Raw genomic sequence first — 25,682 nt, 5'->3', positions numbered from 1 at the left:
GATAACTACCGATTGGTTGAAAACTTAAAAAACTCTCGCATATCTTGCTTAAGCTTAATTAAGTCAGCTTCTCTTACATACATCATATGACCAGATTCATAGTAAGTCATCATAATATTGCCACGTAAAGACTTTGGAAGCCCCATATGTGAAAAGTTGTATTCTGTTGAGAAAAAGGGCGTTGCCATATCGTAGTAGCCATTCGCAACAAACACCTTCATATCTGGATTTCTTAACATCGCATGGCGCAACTTGCGGCTCATATCAAAAGAGTCGCGAGCAAACTCACTGGTATTCCAAGACTGAATCAATCCACCAAGAATATAATAGACCAGGTCCGACTTAAATTTGAGTTCAGTATTGAGATAGTCCATTAAGGTTTCAGTGTAGGGTCCATGAATCGCCATATAACTAGGATCTCGATACCCTGCTTGCTTCATGGCGTCGACTTCTTCGGTTACAAATCGACTGTCTAAACGACCAATGGTTAAGCCCTCATCGCGACGCAACTGATGTACAAAGGTCGACATGTCGATGATTAGATTATTGAGAAGAATGAGTTCTTTACTTAACCCTGTTAATTGCGACAACTTTTCTGCAATTTGTTGCTTCTGACTATCGGCAAGCTGATCGCCCTGAAGTAGTGCTAAAGCATACTCATTCATAGCAAAGCGCTTAGCTTCTGCTATTGCCGCTTGAACGGAATCAAATTGTCCATCGAGCTTTTTATGGTAAAACGCGGTCGCTGTGTAAGTTGGCAGCAGCGTGATGGGAGCTTGAATGTTCACTCCTGCATCAAACTCATCTAGGGTGCTATTCAAAACGCTAGAAATCAATATAATGCCATTAAAGTTAACCCCTAGATTTTGCCCCATATGGTACGCAATTCCCGCTGAGCGCAAGGTTCCATAGCTCTCACCGGCAAGATACTTTGGAGAACTCCAACGATCGTTTCGGGTTAAATACAAACGAATGAACTCTGAGACACTGCGAATATCTTCCCAAGTACCATGAAAGTCTTGGTAGGTTCCTTTGCCACCTGGCCGACTATAGCCAGTCCCGACGGGATCAATAAATACGATGTCCGTTTCATCGAGCAAAGAGTAAGCGTTATCAACCGCTTGATAAGGCGGTTTAGGCATAAACCCTTCTTTATCCATCAACACCCTTTTAGGGCCAAACGTCCCCATGTGTAACCAAACCGAAGCTGACCCCGGCCCACCATTGTAAGCAAAGGTTATGGGGCGGTTGCGCTCGGCATCTTTCTTGGTATAAGCCACATAAAAGATGTTGCCGATTTTTTCCTGTTGCTTATTAAAGACGAAAGAGGTGCCTGCGGTAGCGGTGTACTTGATGCGTTCACCAGCAATTTTGATTGAATGCTCGGTGACTTTAGTAACTTCTTCAGGAAACGGATCTTGAATGCCTTTGTCGTCGGCCTGTGCAGCCATCGTCGACGCAATCAATGCGCCCATAATGAGGAGTGAGCGATATATTATATTCATTTGCTAGCCCTAAATTTACTTCAAACTTTGAGATACTAACACAGATACGCCGGTTAACTGCTCTTTGCACGATGAGAAAAGATTAACAAAATGCGACTTGCACAAAACTACTTATTTAAGTAGTATTTACGCGTTGACGGTAAAACAACTCAATACTCGTGCATTAGCCCGGGTCATTTGAGTGCTAGTTAATGAGTGCTTGATAATAAGATGCATTCAGCGCGCAATACTAGGAGTTCAAGTTCTAAAAATCGATACGACGCCAGTTCTTCTCGAGTGAAACCTCAGTGAGAATAAAGAACCGGCGCTCGCAAGAACAATCTCTTATGTAGCAATTGAGCTAAATGTAGCAATAGAGCAAATAATTCGAATAATTATTGGAGATACCCAATATGGCAGTGGTGACTTTATTTATGTCAGATCGCGATCAATCAAAAACTTTTACCGATAAAAAAGAAGCTGATCAGTACGATAAAATGCTTGAGCTTGCAGAAAATGTAAGCGCTTGGATTGAAACAAAAATCGAAGGATTAAATGAACAACAAGTTGAAGCCATAGGCATGCTATTTGCTGAAAACAAAGACTTATTAAGTAAAGCTCTAAAAGGCAAACCAGAGGCTTTGTTAATGGATGAAGACGACGCAGCCGAGCACAATGATAAAGTGACTCCGATTGCAGCTAACGAATAGCGAATTGAACAGAAAAGCGCTAGTAGAGTGAGAGATTAATTTCTGAGTTTAAATTTATCGACAGCAACGAGCTCTCTAGCGTTATTTCACCGGTTAAAAATTAGAGATAAAACCTAACGGCCTCACCTTAGTTCAGTTAATTGCATCCCCATTTTCAATACAGCATATACGTTTTGAAACGAATAATTCCCCTATTAAAATTGATTTTTTTCATAAATAACTTTATCTTCTAAGAACGGCAACCTTCAGTGATCGAGGGTGGTAAAGGGGAATGATGCGTAAACTTGGACTAATACTTTGCTGCTTAATTGGAAACGCTTTCGCGGCCAATTTAGACGGGCTATGGCTCGGTAGCTACTACTACGACCGTCCCACAAGTGGTGAAGAAGGCGCCTTTGACTTTTCAATCGTATTTGAACAAGAAACCAATAGTTTCACCGGAAAAGCACTTGAACCACGATATTTTGGCGACGGCCAAGAAGCCGCTCTGATCGCGAAAATCAAAGGAAAAACCGATGGTAAACGCGTTTGGTTTGATAAAACTTACGACGGCAGTGCTGGACAGACTCACACCGTAAAATATGAACTTGTCATACAACAAGATGAAACTATGATGCTTGGTTCTTGGTCAATTCCGGGAACAGAGCGTCGTGGAAAAGTTAAAATCTATAAGGTTATTTCTGAGAAAGACTATTAATTCCCTTTTTCTCATCAAAAGTCGAGCCGCTTAGTGTTAAAATAAATGTCTAATACATTTGACCGCGACTCACCTCTAACAAATACATGCCAAACATTGGTTTTATTTTAACAAAGCATTGGTTTGACTCTGACAAGTCAGGACTTTGTTTCGAGTATTGGTTGAAAACTCAGAACGGACCTAAAAAACTATTATTCACTCACCAGTCTTCCGTTTTTTTTATACCCAAGGCTCAACATCAGCAAGCGCTTAATTGCCTACAACAAAGACTTTCACTCAAGCATTGGTACACAAAAGAAATAACCCTTAAAGACTTTCAACAAAATCCAGTCGTTGCTTATTACTTCAAAAATCAAAAGACATTTTATCAAGCTCGTTCAATGCTTAAAGACATTGGATTATCACCTTTAGAAGCGGATATAGCGCCACAAGATCGCTTTCTGATGGAAAGATTTATCACTGCTGGAGTTCAGGTCTCGGAGCGTAATGAGTTAACGTCTGATGGCTCTATAACTGACGAATCAAAACCTGATTTATCACAATCTGATTTATCAAAACCCATTGCTGAAGCACTATTGAATCCACCAATAAAGCAGGCGAGTTATCAACCTTGCTTATCGATACTTTCACTGGACATTGAAACATCAATGAATGGTAAAGATCTCTACTCGATCGGCATGGTATTTAAACCCTCAATCTACGATGACTTGACGGTTCAAAAAGTTTACATGATTAATCAGCAAGTCCAATCACCTGAAAGAGATTACTTAACCTACTTCACTAACGAAACCAATCTACTAAAAGCGTTTTTAGAGACACTACGAGAGCTTGACCCTGATGTCATCGTTGGATGGAATGTTGTCAATTTTGACTTACGCTTTTTACAAAAAAAGTTTGACCAATATCAAATACACTTTTCAATTGGTCGAGAAGACAGCGTACCTCGTTGGCGTACAGCGCTTGATAATCCCACTCACTACCTTATTAATCTCTCTGGACGAGTGATTCTTGATGGCATCGAAACACTCAAATCGGCGACTTACACTTTCGATAGCTTTTCATTAAATTTTGTCTCAGAAAAACTACTCGGAAAAAGTAAACTACTGCAAGGCGCTGCTCGAGGAGAAGACATACAAGAGAATTTTCGTAATAACAAACCTCTATTGGCCGATTATAATTTGGTGGATTGCCAGCTGGTGATCGATATATTTCAGCACTGCAAATTACTAGACTTCTCCATAGAGCGATCCTTTTTAACGGGTCTTAATATCGACCGGTTTGGTGGCTCAGTCGCAGCTTTTGATAATCGATATTTACCGCTTTTACATCGCCAAGGTTACGTCGCTCCCAACATTCCCGAGACTCCAGAAAATGTTGGAAGCCCAGGAGGATACGTCATGGACTCTCAACCTGGCGTTTATTATCATGTGTTGGTTCTCGACTTTAAAAGTCTGTACCCCAGTATCATTCGTACGTTTAAGATCGATCCTTTAGCACTTGTTGAGGGTCTGTCGATTAATCCAGTGGAAGCGATTAAAGATCAATTAGAAACTGACATTGGGGAATCAGATTCGCTCGTTCCAGGATTTAATGGTGCAGTATTTAGCAAGTCTCATGCAATACTTCCCAAACTAATAGAGCAACTATGGGATGCCAGAGACAAGGCTAAAAAGAATAACAATCTTGCTATGTCGCAAGCCATAAAGATATTGATGAACTCATTCTATGGAGTACTTGGAACACCTGGATGTCGTTTTTTTGATTTTCGCCTACCCAGTTCGATAACGCTAAGAGGTCATCAAATACTTTATAAGACGAAAGAATTGATTGAATCCAAAGGCTACCAAGTTATTTACGGAGATACCGACTCGGTCTTTGTTTGGTTGAAGGGCTATCACAAAAACTTAGCAACAAAGACTATTGAGCAAATGGGTAAAGCATTGGTTCAAGAGTTGAATAAATGGTGGCAACAACACCTCTTCGATCATTACCATATTAATAGTTTTTTAGAGCTTGAGTTTGAAACTCATTTTACGCGCTTCATTATGCCAACAATTCGCGGCTCTGAGAAAGGTTCAAAAAAACGTTACGCAGGACTTAGCTTTAACCAAGGTCAACCCAAACTGGTGTTTAAAGGTTTGGAATCTGTACGCACAGACTGGACTCTTGCCGCAAGAGAGTTTCAACAGGAGCTTTATCGACGGGTATTTTTTGATGAAGAGTATCATTCTTTTATCGAAACGACAGTTCAAGATATTCATGCAGGGAAACTCGATGAGAAGTTAACCTACCGGAAAAGACTGCGTCGCCACCTTCATGAATATGAGCGCAATATTCCGCCTCAAGTTCAAGCCGCGAAAAAAGCAGTATCAGAAGATCCAGAGCTTGCAAAGGTATACCGGAAAGGCGCTTGGGTCGAGTATCTTCTCACATTAAATGGTCCTGAATCGACATTAACCCATCGAAGTCCACTAGACTACCAGCTGTATGTTGAGCGACAAATTAAACCCATTGCCGATAGCCTATTACAGTTCTACCAAAAAAGCTTTGATGAGCTGATCACCCCCCAAAAATCGCTGTTTTAAATCCAACGCCAAGGCTTGGTAATTTGTTCTGTAAATGGAATATCAAGTTCTACTTTTCCATACCCTCGGTCGAGAAGCTGGGTTTGCGTGTGATTGCAAAAGTCGATGGTATTCATTCGAATCAATTGTTCGTGAGTTCCTCCTTTAAACGTAATTTCAAAACGTTCAAACAGTTCTCGAGCTAAATACACTTCTATGCCATACAGATTACCAAAAGGAGGCTCAGCTCCCACTTCACAATCGGGGAATAATTGTCGTGTTTTAGCCTCGGATGCAACGCTCACCTGATCACATCGCAATGCTCGAGCTAATTCAGCAGGAAACACCTTACAGTCAGAAGGAATTACCACCAACGCATCTTTGGTTACTTGGTTAATTGATGAATCAGATAGCTCAACAACCACCACTTTGGCCAAAATATTTTGGGGAATTTGCGCCATGACGGCAGTTTCAGCAGCGGTTTCTGCGCGGGGGTGATAGAAAACTTGATACTGAATGTTTTCCGCCTCTAAATATTGAAACGGTGTTGGTGTATTCATTCTTATCTCCCATGGTAAAAAACCTGCCGGACCTTAAATAGTAGATCCATAGTGACTAAAAGAAAAAGTAATTTCGGAGAATTCAACAAAGAAAACATCCAAATACTTCCACTCGCTCTAAAAAGTGCTCGCTGTAATAATTGTTTATTCTAGAACTTGAGTTCTCGTCGATAGCTTTGCGACCATTCGGTTATCAACTAACTTTTAACAGCTGCTGTTGATGGAATACGTCTTTCTTGAGTGTCGTACCCACGAACCACTTACATAGTACATCGTTCTCTTCATAGCCTTGCTCAACCAATGAACATACTTGTTCGCTAGGAAGCTCACTAACCATTGAGTAGACCGTCATTTTGATACCATCTGCTTGAGATTGGACAATGTCGCCTTTTTGCATTTTTACACCTCTGACTTCGTCAAAATAATTACAAAAATCTCCACCTGAGTTTATTGCGGGCATGGGGCTTCCTTACCCTACCCTCAATTACGCTGCCTTTTTTGGTCCGATAGCTTAGCTATCCATATCGGGTGGACACTCAGGAAACGCTTTACATTCAGTGACCGCGATACCAATATCTGTGCTTTCAGTACCTGTTGAAACTTGCACCTCAGTGGCGGTTTGATCCGTTGCAGTGGTTACTGTTGCATCACCATTGATTAGCCCTAATAAGATTAAGAAAATATTTATATTTGTCATTTGCTACACCTTTTTTCAATAAAAACAACAACTAGAGCGGCATGTATTGTTGCTGCCTAGCCCCGGTAACAAATAAATTACGTGATTTGAGATGTGAATGCTGTGAATTTTAAGCGCAATTAACGTGAAAAATGAGATATTGACATTGCCGAGAGGCAACAAATTGAGCTGGAAAGCGCTATCTAGCTGACTCTTTTGGGGTAAGCATCATCAGATCAACTTCTCCCTCAAGTGTTTGAGTACCTATGTACCATTCGCCATGATTTGGCACTGAAATACGGGAACCGTTTAAGTTTTGGTCAACCACAGTGACTTCACTCGTGTCATGAGGCAAAAAGTATAAGGCATCATTCTGGGTAAAATAGAGACCATTGTCGGTAACACTCCAACGTCCAGTCTTATTAATGGCCTGCTCAACCGGGAAGAACTCTTTTTGATTATCTTGATAATGGGTGACTCGCCAAAACCCGTTGATCTTAAAGTTAGCGACGTAAGCAATATCAGCACTCGGAGCCTCAAGAACAATAAACGCGTCATTCGGCAATAGAGGACGCTCCACTATCTCGCCTTTGAGATTAATCACGGTTTGCTCCCATTGCTCCATATGCTTTACCGCAACAAAAGCTTCTTGACTGTCACGTCGCCATTGGAAATTCTTATAGTATCTTTCTTGATCGCCCCAAATAATTTCTTGGCTACTATTTTCAATGATAAACCAGCGTCCGCTGGCGGTCCCACCTAAATATTTCGAATCAGGAGAAAAACTTAAGTCAGTAAACTTCAAGTTATTTTTCAGATGACTAATCTGCTTAACGCCACCTTGCTCGTCTTTTATCCATATCTGATAGACACCCGATCGGTTGCTAACCCAAGCAAGTTGTTTGCCGTCAAGCGAGACGGTGGGCAAAAAATCTTGATAAGAAGAGCTTTCTACTTTACTGACAGAATTTTCAGCAATTGAATGCTTCAGCAAATCACTTTTGAAATAACTACCCGACGCATACACTAGACTTCCATCACTCAGCACAAGTGGCGCCAGTATAGGTGTCTCGGCTCTCGTTAAGATCGACTTATAATTTTCAACAACGTTAAACTCAATTACTTCATTCGAGTCATTCTTATAGACTATTTTTTCATTGCCCACCCATTCAACGGTGTGTAAAACACTATCGATGGTTTCTATTAATTGGGTTTCCCAAGTACGAGTGTCGTACAACCAAACTTCGGTTTGCGACCAGTTCTTATTGCGCAGAACGGCTAGAGACATTCCATCTTTACTCACTGAAAAATAGTAATCTCCTTTGCCACTCGGTGGCGGTGAAGCAATTGGCCAACTTTCTTTTGTTGTAAACGAATGAGAATAAATAATAAAAGGCTCATTTACCGATTTAGCACGATTAAAATACATTCCTTGTTCGTCATTCCACAAATGCCCTTGGGCAGTTTGAGAAAAAGTATTACAGGCAACTAAACGTCGCTCATTCTTGACGGCTCGCTTAGTTGGATCAAAATCAGCAATGTAGAAATAGCAGCTTTGATCTTCAAATCGTGAAAAAATAAAGCGATTTAACGATGTCCAACGAGGCAAGCGTTCATACCGATCTCCTTGGCTTAACTTGATCAGATCACCTGTCAGCATATCGCGAACGTAGACTTGCCAAAACACTTTACCTTCCGGTTTGTGATTAAACAGCATCCAACGTTGATCATCTGAAATGGACGGGTAATTTTCAATTCCCCTGAAATGACTAAGTGGCGTAGCCGAATTAAATTGCACCTGTGGCACGGACTCTCGTAACGAGCTTTGAAAATCTTCTAACCAATACCACCCAATTAAAAAAACCGTTACAGATGCAGTTAGAAAAGCGCCGAGTGCCCACAAGTATTTATCTTTATTCGAACCTTCTAAAACGCCTTCATCATCTAGAAACTGAACAGGCGCAATCAACCGATACCCATGACCTAACTTATTTTCGATGTATTTTTTTCTTTATCGGTATCGTCAAATAATTTTCTTAAAACGGTGACTTGTTTTCGTGTCGACGAATCATCTTTATATTGATTGCCATAAATGAACTTATGAATGTCGTTTAATGAAACGTAAGAACTGGATTTTTGTAATAGCAATAATAATAGTCGAATTGAGTTGGGCGTTATATTTCTTACTTCACCGGATGAGGTAGTCACCGTTTTTTCATTAAAATCGATAACAAACTCGCCGACTTGAATGGGGTGCGCACTCCAGTCGTCAAACAAGTCATGCTCATCATTACTCTCAGTATGTGAAGAAGGCAGCTCTGTCATCAATAGAATTCTCTGCGGGGCTCCAAATTGGATACCAAACAATCAATAATTTTTTTTATTTTCAAAGAGATACACCACTAGCGATGATTCTAGCACTGTTGCGCGACGGAATTAACAGTAATTTTTAAGATTAAAACATTTATAAGGAATATACGAGAAGAAATGGACCTTGACACTTCGGATGAGATGTAAATATTGCCATAGCCAATCTCAATACTGAGATTTCCGATTACGACTGCTCATCCAGAACAAGGCCGAGTGATAGTAAGCTCATCGTCGTTAAACCAAATACCGTCCAAACGATCACAGAATCGACCGGTTCAAGATAATGAATGGATGGCATCCAGCTGACGAAACCTTGCAGTCCAACAACAGCACAAATCGTTCCGATGAATCCGAAAATAGTTAAAACTAATGTTCGACGTTTCGATTGCAACGCTAGCCGCTGCTGAAAACGTTTAACAAACTCATGATCGGCCAATGTTTGATGGTAAGACAAAAGTTGCTCTAACATTTTAAACACCTCGCAAATAAATCAATAGGCTAAGCAACGGCTTCTGCCTGAATAAAGTCATTTAGCCTGCGTTTGGCTTTTGCAATATGAGACTTTATCGTTCCTAATGGCAGCCCGGTAATTTCTGCAATCTCGGTATGGCTAAGGCCTTCACTACAATTTAAAGTGATGGTGAGCCGCTCCGGAACACTCAGCATAGCCATCAATTTTTCAGCCAAGATATCAGCTTCTACCGCATCTCGTGTCTCGAGGCTCTGCCAACTTACATCGCAAGGTTGCTCATACTTTTGCGCGCCCGTTTCGACCACTCGTAAAAAGCGGTGATAGGCTAGCTTTCTCAACCAAGCAGCAAAACTCCCTTGACCTCTAAACTGCGCTAATTTTTGGAAAGCTAAGATAAAGCTATCCTGCGCGATGTCATCGGCTAACGCATGATCGCCGGCGGTAATACGCCGCAAAAACTGACGCAAAGCAGACTGATGATTCCGCACTAACTGTGAGAAGGCAGAATCATCACCGCTTATTGAACGGGCAATCAAATGCTCGTCATTCATAAAATAGCTCGAGTTGGCGTCATATTAGTCATTATAGCGATCGAGCTTCCAAACCAACAGGAACCCAGCACCGATAAACAAAGGAAACAATGAAAGCATCATAAAGACTTCGCTAGCATCCGGTTCTTTCAGCACAAAGCCGGCAAAAAAGCCTGCAATTCCTAATGCGCATAGAACGACGCCGCGACGTAAATCCTTTACCTTTGGCGAATGCGCTCCACTGAGTTTCTCAAGCAGTTCGGGGGTTAGCTGTTGTCCATGTTCAATTGAACGACGAATGGTTTCTTGAATTCCCTCTTTATTCTTCCTAGCAAAGTAAAAATAAACGATTAGAACCGCTGCCATCATAATGAACATGGTAATTGGAATAAATATTTCTGCTGTTTGCATAATCTTCACTTTCTCTGATTGATGTTATTGTAAAAGAGACAGTGAACAGAGCATTTGGATGACCGAAGATAAAAAAAACCCGCAGTCAGAGAGCTGTTCTTCTGCGGGCTTAAGGTGAGTGTGATTTCAGGGCGTTGGCGGGAGCTGCCAGTCCGCTCTAACTGTTTTGACGTCTCTAGTTTCTAGACACGTTTTTCGCGTATCCTTCAATTTACATAAAATTCAATTGGTTATAGAAACAGCATCAATGTTGAGTCAGCTATACCCAGTTTCGAGGTTTGGGCCTAGCGGTTCTATCACATTCCGCTGGAGAGGCGAAAAAATGACCTTCAACCCCTGATTTTCAAAAACTGATTTCGACAACCGATTTCATATGTACGTAAAGTGAAATTCCTTTACAATCAATCATCCAACAACAGAACCTAGGTGACTTTTTGGCTATCTAGTGACAAATAGAGCCAATCACAAAGGTAAAGAGCAGGCAATCGAGCCAATTCACTCACTGTGTATTGGAAAGTCTGGAGTCTTTCCCAAACACCAGACAATACTACTACAACAACCACTACCTATACAACTAGTATTTTGAGATATCTATGCTTAATCAACCCCAACATCAGATGAAACCTGCCGAATCAACATCTGAACTCGCTGCCATCGAGACCCTCGCAAAGCATATTTGGCAGCAGCATTACACTCCGATTATTGGGCAAGCTCAGGTCGATTACATGCTCGATAAGTTTCAAAGCCAGCAGGCAATGACGCAGCAAATCGAAAATGAAGGTTATCAGTACTACTCAATTTATCGCCAGTCCACCTTAGTCGGCTACTTTGCATTTCGTATCGATGGCAATGAGTTATTTTTAAGCAAGCTCTATGTCTCTGACAGCGAGCGCGGCCAAGGACTTGCCCGACAAGCGCTTACATTCATGAAGTCGATTGCTCAAGAGCACGGATTGCCACACATTACACTGACCGTTAACAAGTACAACGATGTGGCTTTGTCTGCTTATACAGCGCTTGGCTTTGAAAATACTGGACCCGTTGTCGCAGATATTGGCAATGGCTATATCATGGACGACTACCGCTTACGACTCGCCCTTTGATCGAGGTATTGATGCAGGATAAAACCAATAATTCAGCTACACTTATATCGATATTCCATAAGAGCAAGGCTGATGAAAACTTTTAATATTTTAGTCATCGATGACGCCAGTATGATTCGAGACCTGATCAAAAAGTTTGTGCGTGATTATTTTCCTGGGGCAAAATTATTCGACGCTCATAATGGTCAGTCGGGTAAGTCAGTTTTACTGCATCAAGAAATTGACCTCATCCTATGCGACTGGGAAATGCCAGAAATGAATGGAATGGAGCTACTTCAGTGGATACGTCAAGAACCACGTTATAAGTCGAAACCATTTATTATGGTCACCAGTCGAGGTGATAAAGAATACGTGGTCGAAGCCATCGAAGCAGGCGTCAGCGATTATTTAGTGAAGCCTTTTAACCGCCAACAATTTGCCGAAAAGGTTGAACGCGCACTAAAAAGACACGGAATCGAAGGGCGAATGGCGATACCAGAGAAAACCGCCTCATCGTCTCTTGAAGTCTTAACAGGCAGCAGTTCGAAAACACCTACCAAACCCACCGCGTCTCTTCCCAAGGGTGTTGCTTTAGTGAGAACCGCAAACGGCGCAATAAAATGTGCCATAAAAAGTTTAACCGATAAACAATGCATCGGAATATTTAAAAATGAGGGGTTTGTCCCCGGTGTATTGGATCAAGTATCCGTCGATATTGAATTTAACCATCAGGGTGAAGCCAAAGTGATGCGCATCAATGGATTTGTATTGGGTATTACGGCGACCGAAAACAAACCCGATGCACAACTCTTTAAAGTGACCTTAACATTAATGGATGAAGACCCTAATAAACATCAAATGATTGATGAGTACGTCTCTCAGTTTCGTTAAGTTCTTTTAATAATTAGTCCTCGACTTGCTCTACCTTTTGCTCTCAACCACATTCGAGTAGCACCGTCTCGTAAGTTATCGAGACCAATGTAAATTGTCGGTAAAATCAACAAACTAACGATGGTAGAAAAAGCAAGACCGCCAACGACCGCACGAGCCATTGGGAAGTACGAAGGCGAATTAGCATCACCACCAATGGTCGTATCTCCCACACTTAGCGGAATCAAGCCTAAGATGGTCGTCGCGACCGTCATTAATATCGGTCTTAATCTATCTCGACCGCCTTGAACGATTGCTTCACGGCGCGAAAAGCCTTCTCTTCGCAAGTGATTAATGTGATCGACTAAGACAATGCCATTGTTTACAACAACGCCCATTAAGACCAAAATTCCAATAAAAGCCATAAAAGAAAATTGTGTTCCAGTCATTAGGAAAAACCAAAACACACCAACGACAGCGTATAAAATCGAAGAAATAACCGCCAATGGAAATAATATCGACTCAAACAGTGCAGCCATAACAACAAATATCAAGAGTAATGCTAATCCCATATTCGCGAACATAATGTTGTCGGTTTCTGCTTCACGATCAAAGGCTCGTCCTAACGACCATTGATAGCCGTTCGGTAATGACACCGTCTTCATGATGGTCTTAATTTCTTCTCTCGCCTTGTCCATGGTCATATCATCATCGAGTGCTGCTACCACTCCGATACTGGTGCGTCGATTTCTACGCTGAATCGTATTCGAAGCTTGCTCGACTTTAAAAGATGCTACAGAAGATAACGGAATACTACTGCCATCAGGTAATGGCAGTTGTAACACGTTTAAGTCGTCGATACTTCGCGAGTTTTGATCTCCAAACTCAAGTACCACTTCAACTTCATTGTCTTTGCCTCGAAACGTTCGCATAGGTTGACCACGCATAGCAATGGCAACAAGGTTTGCCACTCTTGAAGGATCTAGGCCGACAGATTGAGCCTTAATTCTATCAACAATGATTTGGAGTTCCCGATCTTTTGATGTTGCTTCCGAACGAGCTTCAACAATACCATCCACGCGACTTAACACACGAGCCACTTCTGAGCTTAAGCTTCGAAGCACTTCTGTCGAATCACCACTGACGTAGATTTTAACAGCCTCTTCTTGTCCGCGCTTTCTATCGAAACTCGGCTTACCAATAGCTATTTCAGGTAGGTTATCTTCGATAAATTTACGTATTTCAGTAACCGAACGAGTAACCTCATCACCTTCGGTAAGCAAAAGAGTCGACTCCGCTCTATCGTTAGTATAAAAACTATAGACCGAATCGATATTCAGATACTCTTTATTTTCATAGAGGAAGGCTTCAATTTTATCGACCGACTTTTCGACGCGGTCAATAGTGTATTGACTATCAATATGATAAGGCAAAAATAACTGACGCTTATTATCATCGACGTAATTATCTTTCGTTGTAAACAAAAAAGGAATAGCAACACTTACGACGATAATAACGGCAAAAAATGCCGACCATTTTGGATGGTCTAACGACCAATTTAGAAATTTTTCGTATCGGTCGGTTAAACGATTGATCATATCGCTCGATTGCTGCCTCGACTTAATTTTAAATTTCGCTAACATCAGAGGAATAATGGTTAACGCAATAAAAAGCGATGCAGCTAATGCAATGACAATGGTAATGGCGACGTGGCCTAGAAAAACCGTGATATCAACTTTTGCTCCGATAATGTTTGGTAAAAACACAATGGCCGTTGTCACGGTTCCAGCGAAAACTGCGGTCCCTACTTCTTTAACACCATGTTTGATCGCTTTTAAATGATCGTCAGGAAACTGCTGTTGATAGCGAAAAATACTTTCTGTGACGACGACTGCGTTATCAACCAGCATACCAATAGCCAACATCAATCCCATCATCGACAAAATATTCAGCGACACATTTAAGAAAAACATAAAGGCTAAAGTAATCGTTAAAGCAAAAGGAACCGCTAAAGCGACGATCAATGTCGATGTGAAGTCACGTAAAAAGAAATACAAAACCAAAATAGACAAAACAAACCCGATCAAGCCTGAAAGGCTAATATCTCGCAGTGATTGAGTAACCCCATCGGCTTGATTATTCATAACATAGAGGGTTATCCCTTGAAACGCGGGATCGTTTTCGGCTTGGTTTATTGCTTCCAGTACTTTACTCGCAACTTCGACCATATTAGCGCTAGACTGGCGCATAACGTTCATACCAATCGCGTAAGATCGATCTAAATGCCGACCTTCTCTCGGCTCTGGCTGCTGCATAGTAATATTGGCAATATCCGCAAGGCGCAAACCTTTAGAATTAACAATAATATTCTTAAAGTCATCGATGGACGTAAACTCACCACGAGGATTCACTCTAAAACGCGAATTGGCGTCGGTAATTTCTCCCGCACTGATGGTAAAGTTCTCTTGCTGAAGTCTTTGATTCAACACAGCCAAATCAATATTATGAGCCGTGATACGATTTGCATCTAATTGAATACGAATCTGACGTTTATCAACACCATAAAGCTCTACTTTCGAAACGCCATCGATGCGCTCAATTGGGCGTTTCAACTTTCGATCTAACAAATCATAAGCATTCGATAGGTCTCGTTCTGAAGAAATTCTAAGCTGCAAAACCGGCATATCACCAGTGCCAGGATTCAGTACATAGATTCGCTGTACATCAGATGGCAATTGATTTCGAATGGCATCAATCTTCTCTCGCGCTTCGACCCCTTTAATACGAGCATTTTGTGACCAGTCAAACTGCATAAAGATTTGGGCGTTATTATCGGTTGTCGTCGAGTATAAATTTTTCACCGAACTCATCGTCGATAAAACTTCCTCAACGGGTCTAGTAATTGATTCTTCAATTTCAACCGCCGACGAGTTTGGATAAGGAATTTGAATAATGATCCCAGGAAAGTTAATCGACGGAAAATATTCCAAGGGCAATAACCTTGAACTTAACAGCCCGGTAACAACAAAGCATAAGAAAAACATCATTGTTGTAACCGGTCGCTTTAAAGCAATATCAGTTAACTTCATATTGGCACCTAATCTTTTCGATCAAACAGGGAATAAAGAACAGGAATAACAACCAGGGTTAATAGTGTTGAAACCAGCAACCCACCGATCACCGTAATGGCCATTGGCGCGCGTATTTCTGCCCCTTCACCCAAACCCAATGCCAGTGGCAACATACCTAAAGCGGTTGTGAGTGTGGTCATAACAATGGGTCTTAAACGAGCACTACCGGCTTCAACAATCGCAGCATACTTTGCGCTGCCCGCTTTTCTTAATTGATTAATTTTATCAATTAAGACAATCGCGTTATTCACCACGATTCCTGCGAGCATTATAAGCCCAATAAAAACGACGACACTGATCGTCGAACCAGTAATAAACAGTGCGTAAACCGCGCCTACCATCGCCAAAGGAACACTGAACAAAATAACAAATGGATGCAACAATGACTCAAATTGCGAGGCCATTACTAGATAAACTAAAAATATCGCGAGACCTAAGGCTATTTTTAATGAGTCAAACGACACTTTCATCTCTTCATTTTGACCTGCAACATTAACTTCAACGCCTGGTACGGAAGGCAGCTCATCAACCATCGATTGTAGAACTGAAGCGGCTTCTCCTAAATCACCATAGTTTAAATTCGCACTAATAATCGCAACACGTTCTTGCGAGATTCGATTAATTTCATTTGGACCAACGGCGACCTTAACATCAGCAATCGCTTCTAAGGTGATTGGTTTTTCTGAGGTAGGATTAACAATTAGTCGCCGAATATCTTCAACGGACGATCGTTGCTCTTCATTTACCCGAACTAAGACATCAATTTTGCGATCCCTAAATGCATACTTGGTTGCCACAGTACCCCGAATTTGAGACACCACCTGCTTTGCAACTTCAGGAACATTAAGACCCAAAAACGCGGCCTTCTCATGATCGAACTCTATTTGAACTTCAGGGTGACCTTGTTGAATGGTAGATTTCACATCACCGAATCGGTCATTCTCTGCCATTAACTTCACTAAACGATCATTTTGTTCTTTTAGTTTCGCTAAGTTATAGCCGGATATTTCAACTTCTAACGGGGTTTTAAACGTGAATAACGCTGGCTTATCAATTTTCACTTCTATTCCAGGCAGAACCTCAAGACTTTTCCTTAACTCATTGATAACGCGCTTTTCTTTTTCTTCTGAAAGCGGCTTCTTAATAACAATGTTTAACTCGCCACGATTTTCTCCACCTTTTTCGGGGCTAGAGTCCAGTCGGTTACCTGTTCCGGCGACCGAATAAGTGCGTTCAATCTCCGAAATATTGCGAATAATCGTATTCGCTTGAATCATCAATTCATCAGTATCTTTAAGCGGTGTACCAGCTGGAGCCTTCAATTCAACCAGCAATTCACCCTGCGATAATGATGGAATAAGCTCAACACCAATTTTCTGCAACACCAACCAAGTTGAGGAAAATGCCGATAAGGCTATAATCAAAACGGCTGCTTTATGCTTTAAACTCCAAGGCAATAATCTAGAGTAAATGTTTTCAATCCCGCTGTAGAATGCATTGAACGGCACGACTAAAAACTTCATAAGAAACCCTAGAATTCTCGACGTTGTTTGAAAGAAGCTAATTGCAATCGTAAGAATAAACATAGGAATTAAAATAAATAACAACCTAAATGGGAAGGTAAGTACTTTGCGCCATAAAGGACGTTTATCCACGACCACATCATTAGGTTCTATTGAACTAAAACCTTTACGAGCGCCAAAAGCAGAGATCATTGGAATAACGGTAATGGCCATCAGCAAAGAAATGATCAAAGCAAAAGTAACGGTTAATGCTTGGTCACTAAATAACTGCCCCGCAATCCCTTCAACAAAAACCAGCGGAAGAAACACTGCAATAGTCGTTAACGTCGCTGCAAAAATGGCACCAGCAACTTCAATCGTACCCTCTCGAGCAGCGGTTACATCATCTAAACCTTGCTCCTTCTTTTTCGCAATATTTTCAAGAACAACAATCGCATTATCAACGAGTAACCCAACCGCTAAAGCTAAACCTCCCAATGACATCATATTTAAGGTGATATTAAATCCGTACATCAAGTTAAAGCTGATAATCACTGAAATTGGAATCGCTAAAGAAATAATCAACGTTGATTTGAAGTTTCTTAAAAACAGATACAACACTAGCATCGCGAGAATGCCGCCAATCAAAGCATTCAAAAGCACTTCATCAATCGCGCTTTGAATAAAATCAGATTGATTATAAAGTTCCTTTAGCTCTATCTCTTCATCCAAGTTTTTCTCAATATACTCTAAGCGTTTGCGCAAGGTTTCTGAAACAGAAACCGTGTTGGCATCGCCTTCTTTATAAATTGCAATTTCGACCGCTTCGACACCATCAATTCGAGTAATAGCTTCTCGCTCTTTATAATTCTGTTGAACAACAGCGATGTCTCTTAAATAGACTTTTCGTCCATCGACGCTAGTAATAATGGAATTAGCAATTTCATCGACCGATTGATATTGATTAATCGTTCTCACTAAAAACTGCTGACTACCTTCATCTAATCGACCACCTGACAAATTGACATTTTCAGCTTTCAACCGGTTAGCAACTTGTTCGATAGACAGGTTAATTTGACTCAATTTTTCTTGATCAACGAGAACTTGAACTTCATCCTCTAAGCCACCGCTAACCTTAACTGCAGCGACACCTTCGATTGATTCTAAACGACGTTTGATTTCATCTTCGGCGAGTCGACGTAAAGCGATCAGTTCGGAATCACTCAACGAATTACTGGTGTTATTTCTTGACATCGATAGTCGCACAATCGGAGCCAAGGAAGGGTTAAAACGAAGTAGGCTTGGTCTTGGTACATCGAGAGGTAGACGTACAATATCAAGTTTCTCACGCACATCTAAACCTGCCAGTCCCATGTCCGTACCCCAGTTAAACTCAAGCAAAACATCTGACTGTCCGGCTTTTGAAACTGAACGAACTTCTCTAAGATTTTTAACCACACCGATAGACTCTTCGATGGGTTTAGTTATGAGATTTTCAATCTCTGACGGCGCAGCGCCAGCGTAGTCGGTACGAATAGTGAGCGTGGGATAAGACAGATCAGGTAACAAGGTTAAGCCAAGCCGTCCTAGTAGAACAAAACCAAATAAACAAAGCGCCAGCGTAAACATAAAGACAGTAACTGGCCGTCTCGTTGAAGTCTCAACGATAGAAGAAGTAACGCTCATGGTGTTCCCCGTGTTTAAAGTCGTAAATCAGCTTGTTACTGGATTAATTTACTTTTCACTTAATTTAGCAACTTCTGTCGCTGTGTTTCCTTCGTTTATCACAGACACTTTGCTGGCATTTTTCAGACTATTTTGGCCTGCTATAACGACCTGATCTCCGATCGAAAGACCGGACAATACTTCCACCAGAGGACCGTTTTGAAAACCTGTTTTAATCGCTTGTTTTTTGGCTTTTCCATCAACGATTTTAAACACCGTTGGCGAGTCTTCCTCCGCCAATAATGCTGACTTATCAACTAACAAGGTATCCTTGTGATTGGCGTATACAACATTAACCCGACCAAACATTCCGGCACGTAAAGTTGCGTTAGGATCGGTCACTTCAACGGTTACCTTAAAGGTGCCACTGGTCGAATCAACAATTGGAGAAATTCGTAAAACGCGACCGTTAAAAACTTGCTGCTGATTAGCATCCACTTTAATTTGAGCCGGTTGATTCGATTTGATTTTTGACAACTCTGTTTCTGGAACATGGATGACAGCAAGTAATGGGTCAAAGTCAGAAATTCGGAACATAGGATCGTTTAATTTAACCATGTTTCCTACTTTGATCATTCGCTCCGAAATTACACCGGCAATGGGAGCAGTAATCGTACCGTACTGCAATTGCAGTTTTGCCAACTCAAATGCGGCTTGTTGTGCTTCGTAATCGAATTTAAGACGCTCGTATACGTCTGAGCTAACCATTTTCTTCTCATAAATCCGCTTGTTTCTTTCTAGTTCTGCTTGCAAACGTTTTAAATTCGCTTCTGATTGAGCAAGTTCTAATCTTAACTTTTCTGTGTTTAACCGAGCCAACACTTGGCCTTTGGTTACCAAGTCTCCCTCTTCAACTAAAATCTCGGTAATGATCTCACTTGACTTAGCCACAACGACGGCTTCTTCTTCCGCTTCTAAAGAGGTTGTATTAGAGTAGGTCGCGTTGATATCACCTTGAAACACATGTGCAACTTCCACAGGTATTGCTGGCGATTCCTTTTCTTTCTCTTCTAGCTTCTTCTCAACATTCTCTGCATTTTCATTAGCCGATTGTTGCTCACAAGCAACTAAACCAAACAAAGATAGCGCTACTGCAAAAGTTACAAGCTTAAACTGTGATCTCATTGTCGCGTCCTATAGTTATCTCTTAACGGCGATTGGCCAGTGCTTTATTTCCCAGCAGGCATCCTTTTCCTTCTATCCTGACTGGGTTACCTCACCCGAATCCCAATAAAAGTCACTGTCATCACCAAGGTGTTATATTAACATATAACACTACATCACCAAAACACAAGCGGCTATTTGTAAATGACTGTTACTAACCGCTGAAGAACAGGCCATGGTTGCTCTCTTCTTCTAACCAAACCTGAGGTTTGTCACCGTATGCAGCATTCGAGCCAACTACATAACTCATTGAAAAACCATGAAAATCTATAATTCCGATAATCGTTCGACTGACAAAATTCGTCAATTTAACGAGGAATTGGTGTGTTCATAAAGATACGCCGAGTTCGAATTCTAGATGTGTTTAATTGTTAATAAATTTGTCCATCAGGTTATTTAACGCTCAAAGGTCTAATCAGGATCAGCAACGGTTGTATTTTTCAGGCGATAAGATTAGTTTAAAGACACTTCCACAACTTGTTTTTAATACGACTTATTCAAACTCAAACCATTAACACAGAGGAAAGACCATCTATGAGTTTCCCACTTCCGGTTGTTTTATCATCTTGGGACGAGGTGTCAGATTGCGATGCACTGATCTTAGTATCCAATCAACCCCATTGCCAAGGAAATGCAGCGATCAATTCAGACATCGAAGCCGCACAAAATGTTGATCATCGTATAGGACGCGAAACGGTGCTCATATACAGCAACTCGGCTCCCGGTAAACGCCTGGTCTTAGCCCCAACGGGTAATTTACTGAAAGATGTTGACGATGTAAGAAACTTTGGCGACGCTGCAAAACAAGGATTAGCTATGGCGGTTGAAGCGGGTGCTACAAAACCATTGATTGTCGTTGAAGGTTTGCCTAGTCACTCTAACTTCCAGAACGCACTTGCGGTGAGCTATCTTTCGGCTTGCCAAGGCTTATGGAAGCCTCTCGAAGCCCGAGAAGTCATGGGCGAAGAGAAGCTAGAGCCCGTCACTCATATATTTTTGTTAGACGCTGATGGAAAGACCAATGCCGAGTTTCTAACGGCTCTGGAAAGTGGCCGACGATTAGCCAGAGATCTGTGCGGAACTGAGCCTGAGCGAATGGCACCGCCAAAATTCGCAGACTATTGCGAGCAAGCGTTTGCAGGCAGTAGCGTTCAAGTAAGTGTTGAAAGCGATCGTAAAACCCTAGAGACAGAGTACCCATTGCTCGCAGCAGTTGCTAGAGCTTCACAATCGGTAGAACGTCACCAACCCCGTGTTATTCACCTGACTTATCAAGGTGAAGGGCCGATTGAGCGAACCTTAATGCTCGTCGGAAAAGCCGTGACCTACGACACTGGCGGCGCCGACTTAAAAGTTGGTGGGCATATGGCAGGAATGAGTCGGGACAAGGGAGGCGCTGCAGCAGTAGCCGGATTTATGAAAGCTATCGCTGAATTAAAACCCAAGGGATTAAAAGTAATTGCAAAAATTGGTGCCGTTCGCAATAGCATTGGTGCTGACTGTTTTGTTGCTGATGAAATTATTACTGCTCATTCAGGTAAACGCGTGCGTATTGGTAATACCGATGCCGAAGGCCGTTTAGTCATGTGCGATTTATTATCTCATTGTCGTGCCCAAGCAACATCAGAAGTAAACCCGTCGCTATTTACCATCGCCACCTTGACGGGTCATGCTGCTTTGACCGCGGGTCCTTATACGATTTATGTTGAAAATGGCCCAGCGCGACAGCAAGGCTTGGCTCAACAACTGCAAGCGTCAGGAGAAGCTTGGGGAGACTGCGGTGAAATCAGTCGGCCAAGAAGAGAAGACTGGAAAATCATTCGCCCGCGTAGCGAAGCGGATGACGTATTGTCGAGTAATAATGGACCTTCGGTGTCTATCGCTCGAGGACATCAATTTCCGATGGCTTTTTTAAGTCTTGCATCTGGATTAGATGAGCATGGTCAATTCGCCGAGAAGCCAGTGCCCTATTGTCATATTGATATTGCCGGAAGTGGTGTTGAGAGCGGCGATTGGCAACATGATAAACCGACCGCAGCACCCGTCGTCGCTCTTGCGAGCAGCTTTTTACTGTAGATCGTCAACGCTCGGTCACCGGTCACTGTACTAAAACGATCAAAACAAAGAGGAGTTCAGCTCCTCTTTGTTCTTGTGAAAGCAAACTAGTTGGTACAGGTTAAAGGTTCTTACTCAACCACTCACCTGACATCAATATCAGTAGTCTAACGAAACCTTTTCACAACCCTCGATGCCTTCGAGTTGATAGATCAGATCATCAGTCGGTTGAATACGCCAGTCGTCTCCTAAATTTATATGCGCTGTATGTCCATTGAAATGGTATTTAAAACGCAACGGTGTATTGCCATTTAAACACGGTTTAATATACCGCATTAATTGATCGGCAATGCTCGACGCCACCGACTCATCTTTTAATTCAACCGTTAAACTTTTTGCGTACTGTTCTCGAGCAGAAACAAAGTCGAGTAAAGACACGGTATTAATTCTAAGGCCGCCACTGAAATCATCGAACTTTACATCACCTTCTGCAATGATGATGTTATCGTTTTTAATCACCTCTTTGTACTGCTCATAAATATTAGCACCGACAAATAAAGTAATTCGACCTGACTTGTCATCGATGGTCACAATTGCGAAGCGATCACCTTTCTTATTGGTCCTCACCATGACATCAATGATCAGTCCCGAGGCTTTAACATTTTCCCCTCGTCGAGTGGGTTGCAATTGGTTTATTCGATTGGGGACAAAGCTTTTTAACTCGGGCAAATACCTTTCAATCGGATGTCCGGTTAAGTACAGCCCCAATGTTTCCTTTTCACCTTGCAGCACGAGATCTTCAGGCCATGGCCGAACCTTTGCCCAGTTAAGTTCCCCGGTTGTCGCATCGGCAATAAAGGCCTCTCCGAATAGATCATCTTGACCAATTGCCGCCGCTTTATTTTGCTGGTCAGCTGCTTTGATCGCCTCGTCTAAGCTAGCCATCAGCACACTTCGATTAGGTCCGAGTTGATCCAGCGCCCCCGCCTTGATTAAGTTTTCTATCGTTCGTCGATTCACTTTACGCAAATCAACCCTTCGACAGAAATCAAACAAGTCAGTAAAGGGTCCATTTTCTTTTCGTTCATTTACAAAACTTTCGATAGCACCTTCACCCACCCCTTTGATCGCACCAATTCCATAAATAATGGTGTTCTCATCCGTCACGGTAAACTTATATTCACCTTGATTCACATCGGGCGGCATAATTTTAATGTCATGATGCAAACAATCGTCAACAAAGGTAACCACCTTGTCCGTATTGTCCATATCGGCAGACATGACAGCAGCCATAAACGCCGCAGGATAATGAGCTTTTAGAAAAGCTGTTTGATAGGCCACTAGTGCATAGGCGGCCGAGTGTGATTTGTTGAATCCATAGCCCGCAAATTTTTCAACCAGATCAAAAATGTTCATCGCCAAGTCTGGGTCGATTCCAAGTTTCTCAGCACCATCAGCAAAAAAGGTTCGCTGCTTTGCCATTTCTTCTGGCTTCTTTTTCCCCATGGCTCGACGTAATAGATCAGCGCCACCTAAACTATACCCGGCCAACACCTGGGCAATCTGCATAACTTGTTCTTGATAAACAATAACGCCATAGGTCGGCTCTAAGATAGGCTGCAATGATTCGTGTTGATAATCAGGGTGTGGGTAAGAAACTTCAGCTCGGCCGTGTTTTCGATTAATAAAGTCATCAACCATTCCAGACTGCAAAGGCCCTGGACGAAACAGTGCCACCAACGCGATGATATCTTCGAAGTTACTGGGTTGAAGGCGATCGATCAGGTTTTTCATACCTTGCGATTCCAGCTGAAAAACCGCTGTCGTATCTGATGCTTTTAGTAAATCAAATGTCGCTTTGTCATCGAGCGGAATGTGATTAATATCGAGCGGCTCTTTACCTTCACCTGCTCGCAGTCGATTGACAATCACCATCGCCCAGTCAACGATGGTTAGGGTTTTCAGACCTAAGAAGTCAAACTTTACCAAGCCCGCTTTTTCTACGTCATCTTTATCAAACTGCGCAACGAGACCACTGTAATCCTCGTCGCAATATATGGCGGTAAAATCCGTTAATGTGGTTGGCGAAATAACCACGCCTCCAGCATGCTTACCTGCTTGTCGAACAACACCTTCAAGAGATTTCGCCATCTCCCAGATTTCTTGCGCTTCTTCGTCTTGCTCAATCGCGTCAACCAGTTCGGGCGATTCTACCAACGCTTTCGCAAGGGTCATACCCGGTGTCGGTGGAATTAATTTAGACAAGCGATCGGCCAGCCCATAAGGTTTACCCAAAACTCGCGCGACGTCCCTCACCACCGCCTTAGCCGCCATCGTGCCAAAGGTGATGATTTGCGAGACCGCGTCGCGACCATATGTTTCGGCAACGTAGTCAATGACTCGATCGCGCCCATCCATGCAAAAGTCGACGTCAAAGTCAGGCATAGAAACCCGCTCTGGGTTTAGGAATCGTTCAAAAAGAAGATCGTAAGCGAGCGGATCTAAATCGGTGATTTTAAGTGCATAGGCAACCAGCGAACCAGCACCCGAACCTCGACCAGGTCCAACGGGTACATCATTATCTTTCGCCCACTGAATAAAGTCAGCAACGATTAAGAAGTATCCAGGAAAACCCATTTGATTGATCACGTTCAATTCAATTTCGAGACGCTCATCATAGGGCTTTCGTTGTTCAGAGAAATCATCGGCACTCGGATCCAGTAAGACTTGTAGACGCTCTTCTAAACCCTCTCGACTCACTTTACACAAATATTCTGCTTCATCCATTTCACCGGTTGGAAACTTCGGCAAATAATAGGTACCCAATTTGAGTTCAACAGAACAACGCTTGGCAATCTCAAGGGTATTCTCGATGGCTTCTGGAATATCGGAGAATAGCTCTATCATTTCTTCTGCCGACTTTAGATATTGCTGATCTGAATAGTTTCTTGGGCGGTCGGGGTCTTCAAGAACTCGTCCCATTCCGATACACACACGTGCTTCATGTGAAATAAAATCGTCTTGTGTTAAGAAGTTCACATCGTTCGTAGCAACCACCGGCGTCCCTGATCCGAGTGCAAGTCCGACCGCTGCATGAATATAGTCTTCTTCGTTCTCACGACCCGTCCGCTGCAACTCGAGGTAATAGCGGTTATGAAAGAAAGTATTCCAAAACCCAAGAAGTTGAGCTGCCAAATCCATATTTCCGGCGAGCAACGCTTTACCTACGTCGCCTTCTCTGCCACCCGATAAAACGATTAGGCCTTGGTTCCAACGCTCAAACCACTCTCGTTTGATGACAGGTTTACCACGATGTTGATTCGTCGTATAAGCTTCGGAGACCAACCGTTTAAGATTGGTGTATCCTTCATCCGTCATGCATAACAGAACCAAGCGACACAGGTCATTGCTAAGTTCGGTCGACTCCATCCACACATCACAACCAATAATAGGCTTTATGCCGTTCGCTTGGGCCTCACTGTAAAACCGAACTAACCCACAGATATTATTTTGATCGGTCAAAGCAATTGCTGGCTGTTGCAGTTCTGCCGTGGCTTTTATTAACGGCTTTATCCGGCACAAACCATTGCTCATGGAATATTCAGTATGTACGCGCAAATGCACAAATGACGACATAAAACGGCTATCCGATCGATTAATTTAATAGATAGAATACTAA

The 25,682-nt window shown here is 42.3% G+C and carries 19 protein-coding genes; 6 read left to right on the top strand and 13 right to left on the bottom strand.

All coding sequences use genetic code 11. From position 1 onward, the window contains the following. Window positions 1-5 precede the first annotated feature (5 nt). A complete protein-coding gene (locus Q9312_RS17390; RefSeq protein WP_309202127.1) occupies window positions 6-1,505 on the bottom strand; it encodes a S10 family peptidase in 1,500 nt (499 codons plus the stop codon). Window positions 1,506-1,897: 392 nt separating this feature from the next. Between Q9312_RS17390 and Q9312_RS17385 the strand changes: the two genes are divergently transcribed. From Q9312_RS17385 to Q9312_RS17375, 3 genes are all read left to right on the top strand, one after another. Further along, entirely contained in the window at window positions 1,898-2,194 is a 297-nt protein-coding gene (locus Q9312_RS17385) for a YebG family protein (protein ID WP_309202126.1), read from the top strand. A gap of 271 nt (window positions 2,195-2,465) precedes the next feature. After that, window positions 2,466-2,891 (top strand): hypothetical protein, encoded by a 426-nt coding sequence (locus Q9312_RS17380; RefSeq protein WP_309202125.1) that lies wholly within the window; start codon window positions 2,466-2,468, stop codon window positions 2,889-2,891. 86 nt (window positions 2,892-2,977) lie between these two features. Next, complete coding sequence (locus Q9312_RS17375) at window positions 2,978-5,476, top strand: DNA polymerase II (protein WP_309202124.1); 2,499 nt, start codon at window positions 2,978-2,980, stop codon at window positions 5,474-5,476. On the opposite strand, the gene Q9312_RS17370 is transcribed toward Q9312_RS17375, so the two are convergent. The 8 genes from Q9312_RS17370 to Q9312_RS17335 form a co-directional block, all read right to left on the bottom strand. Next, complete coding sequence (locus Q9312_RS17370; RefSeq protein ID WP_309202123.1) at window positions 5,473-6,015, bottom strand: aminoacyl-tRNA deacylase; 543 nt, start codon at window positions 6,013-6,015, stop codon at window positions 5,473-5,475. The two genes, Q9312_RS17375 and Q9312_RS17370, sit on opposite strands and share 4 nt — an antisense overlap. Before the next feature lie 193 nt (window positions 6,016-6,208). Then, window positions 6,209-6,475 carry a hypothetical protein gene (locus tag Q9312_RS17365; protein WP_309202122.1) on the bottom strand — a complete coding sequence of 89 codons (267 nt, stop codon included), beginning with the start codon at window positions 6,473-6,475 and terminating at the stop codon, window positions 6,209-6,211. Between the two features lie 51 nt (window positions 6,476-6,526). Further along, the gene (locus tag Q9312_RS17360; RefSeq protein ID WP_309202121.1) at window positions 6,527-6,712 is read right to left on the bottom strand and encodes a hypothetical protein; all 186 of its coding nucleotides are present in this window, start codon (window positions 6,710-6,712) and stop codon (window positions 6,527-6,529) included. 178 nt (window positions 6,713-6,890) lie between these two features. After that, window positions 6,891-8,660 (bottom strand): TolB family protein, encoded by a 1,770-nt coding sequence (locus Q9312_RS17355; protein ID WP_309202120.1) that lies wholly within the window; start codon window positions 8,658-8,660, stop codon window positions 6,891-6,893. 14 nt (window positions 8,661-8,674) lie between these two features. After that, window positions 8,675-9,016: a hypothetical protein gene (locus Q9312_RS17350; protein WP_309202119.1), complete on the bottom strand. Its 342-nt coding sequence runs from the start codon at window positions 9,014-9,016 to the stop codon at window positions 8,675-8,677. A 229-nt stretch (window positions 9,017-9,245) separates the two neighbouring features. Beyond that, window positions 9,246-9,530, bottom strand: a complete 285-nt coding sequence (locus Q9312_RS17345) for a hypothetical protein (RefSeq protein WP_309202118.1) — start codon at window positions 9,528-9,530, stop codon at window positions 9,246-9,248. A 29-nt stretch (window positions 9,531-9,559) separates the two neighbouring features. Further along, window positions 9,560-10,084 (bottom strand): RNA polymerase sigma factor, encoded by a 525-nt coding sequence (locus tag Q9312_RS17340; protein WP_309202117.1) that lies wholly within the window; start codon window positions 10,082-10,084, stop codon window positions 9,560-9,562. A 24-nt stretch (window positions 10,085-10,108) separates the two neighbouring features. Then, window positions 10,109-10,474 carry a DUF6249 domain-containing protein gene (locus Q9312_RS17335; protein WP_309202116.1) on the bottom strand — a complete coding sequence of 122 codons (366 nt, stop codon included), beginning with the start codon at window positions 10,472-10,474 and terminating at the stop codon, window positions 10,109-10,111. 593 nt (window positions 10,475-11,067) lie between these two features. On the opposite strand from Q9312_RS17335, the gene Q9312_RS17330 reads away from it, so the two are divergent. Then, the gene (locus Q9312_RS17330) at window positions 11,068-11,577 is read left to right on the top strand and encodes a GNAT family N-acetyltransferase (protein WP_309202115.1); all 510 of its coding nucleotides are present in this window, start codon (window positions 11,068-11,070) and stop codon (window positions 11,575-11,577) included. Between the two features lie 72 nt (window positions 11,578-11,649). Then, window positions 11,650-12,447 (top strand): response regulator, encoded by a 798-nt coding sequence (locus Q9312_RS17325; protein WP_309202114.1) that lies wholly within the window; start codon window positions 11,650-11,652, stop codon window positions 12,445-12,447. Here the strand turns inward: Q9312_RS17325 and Q9312_RS17320 are convergent. The 3 genes from Q9312_RS17320 to Q9312_RS17310 are packed head-to-tail and all read right to left on the bottom strand — an operon-like array spanning window position 12,444 to window position 19,909. After that, complete coding sequence (locus Q9312_RS17320; RefSeq protein WP_309202113.1) at window positions 12,444-15,515, bottom strand: efflux RND transporter permease subunit; 3,072 nt, start codon at window positions 15,513-15,515, stop codon at window positions 12,444-12,446. The two genes, Q9312_RS17325 and Q9312_RS17320, sit on opposite strands and share 4 nt — an antisense overlap. Window positions 15,516-15,523: 8 nt before the next feature. Continuing rightward, window positions 15,524-18,745, bottom strand: coding sequence for an efflux RND transporter permease subunit (locus Q9312_RS17315; RefSeq protein ID WP_309202112.1), 3,222 nt, complete (start codon window positions 18,743-18,745; stop codon window positions 15,524-15,526). Window positions 18,746-18,793: 48 nt separating this feature from the next. Beyond that, entirely contained in the window at window positions 18,794-19,909 is a 1,116-nt protein-coding gene (locus Q9312_RS17310; protein WP_309202111.1) for an efflux RND transporter periplasmic adaptor subunit, read from the bottom strand. A gap of 573 nt (window positions 19,910-20,482) precedes the next feature. Between Q9312_RS17310 and Q9312_RS17305 the strand changes: the two genes are divergently transcribed. After that, the gene (locus Q9312_RS17305; protein WP_309202110.1) at window positions 20,483-22,024 is read left to right on the top strand and encodes a M17 family metallopeptidase; all 1,542 of its coding nucleotides are present in this window, start codon (window positions 20,483-20,485) and stop codon (window positions 22,022-22,024) included. Between the two features lie 138 nt (window positions 22,025-22,162). Here Q9312_RS17305 and dnaE read toward each other — a convergent pair whose 3' ends face one another. Further along, window positions 22,163-25,639: a DNA polymerase III subunit alpha gene (gene dnaE / locus Q9312_RS17300; protein WP_309202109.1), complete on the bottom strand. Its 3,477-nt coding sequence runs from the start codon at window positions 25,637-25,639 to the stop codon at window positions 22,163-22,165. Between the last annotated feature and the right edge of the window lie 43 nt (window positions 25,640-25,682).

It is taken from the genome of Pleionea litopenaei (assembly GCF_031198435.1).
Classification (GTDB): Bacteria; Pseudomonadota; Gammaproteobacteria; order Enterobacterales; family Kangiellaceae; genus Pleionea; species Pleionea litopenaei.
This window is presented reverse-complemented; position numbering and strand designations above follow the sequence as displayed.

What these genes read in the sequence shown, in the direction of transcription:
- Q9312_RS17385 (WP_309202126.1), top strand. Translation starts at nt 1,898, where the DNA reads ATGGCAGTGGTGACTTTATTTATGTCAGATCGCGATCAATCAAAAACT.
- dnaE (WP_309202109.1), bottom strand. Translation starts at nt 25,639, where the DNA reads ATGTCGTCATTTGTGCATTTGCGCGTACATACTGAATATTCCATGAGC.
- Q9312_RS17330 (WP_309202115.1), top strand. Translation starts at nt 11,068, where the DNA reads ATGCTTAATCAACCCCAACATCAGATGAAACCTGCCGAATCAACATCT.
- Q9312_RS17335 (WP_309202116.1), bottom strand. Translation starts at nt 10,474, where the DNA reads ATGCAAACAGCAGAAATATTTATTCCAATTACCATGTTCATTATGATG.
- Q9312_RS17365 (WP_309202122.1), bottom strand. Translation starts at nt 6,475, where the DNA reads ATGCCCGCAATAAACTCAGGTGGAGATTTTTGTAATTATTTTGACGAA.
- Q9312_RS17320 (WP_309202113.1), bottom strand. Translation starts at nt 15,515, where the DNA reads ATGAAGTTAACTGATATTGCTTTAAAGCGACCGGTTACAACAATGATG.
- Q9312_RS17375 (WP_309202124.1), top strand. Translation starts at nt 2,978, where the DNA reads ATGCCAAACATTGGTTTTATTTTAACAAAGCATTGGTTTGACTCTGAC.
- Q9312_RS17390 (WP_309202127.1), bottom strand. Translation starts at nt 1,505, where the DNA reads ATGAATATAATATATCGCTCACTCCTCATTATGGGCGCATTGATTGCG.
- Q9312_RS17380 (WP_309202125.1), top strand. Translation starts at nt 2,466, where the DNA reads ATGATGCGTAAACTTGGACTAATACTTTGCTGCTTAATTGGAAACGCT.
- Q9312_RS17345 (WP_309202118.1), bottom strand. Translation starts at nt 9,530, where the DNA reads ATGTTAGAGCAACTTTTGTCTTACCATCAAACATTGGCCGATCATGAG.
- Q9312_RS17360 (WP_309202121.1), bottom strand. Translation starts at nt 6,712, where the DNA reads ATGACAAATATAAATATTTTCTTAATCTTATTAGGGCTAATCAATGGT.
- Q9312_RS17350 (WP_309202119.1), bottom strand. Translation starts at nt 9,016, where the DNA reads ATGACAGAGCTGCCTTCTTCACATACTGAGAGTAATGATGAGCATGAC.
- Q9312_RS17340 (WP_309202117.1), bottom strand. Translation starts at nt 10,084, where the DNA reads ATGAATGACGAGCATTTGATTGCCCGTTCAATAAGCGGTGATGATTCT.
- Q9312_RS17315 (WP_309202112.1), bottom strand. Translation starts at nt 18,745, where the DNA reads ATGAGCGTTACTTCTTCTATCGTTGAGACTTCAACGAGACGGCCAGTT.
- Q9312_RS17305 (WP_309202110.1), top strand. Translation starts at nt 20,483, where the DNA reads ATGAGTTTCCCACTTCCGGTTGTTTTATCATCTTGGGACGAGGTGTCA.
- Q9312_RS17370 (WP_309202123.1), bottom strand. Translation starts at nt 6,015, where the DNA reads ATGAATACACCAACACCGTTTCAATATTTAGAGGCGGAAAACATTCAG.
- Q9312_RS17325 (WP_309202114.1), top strand. Translation starts at nt 11,650, where the DNA reads ATGAAAACTTTTAATATTTTAGTCATCGATGACGCCAGTATGATTCGA.
- Q9312_RS17310 (WP_309202111.1), bottom strand. Translation starts at nt 19,909, where the DNA reads ATGAGATCACAGTTTAAGCTTGTAACTTTTGCAGTAGCGCTATCTTTG.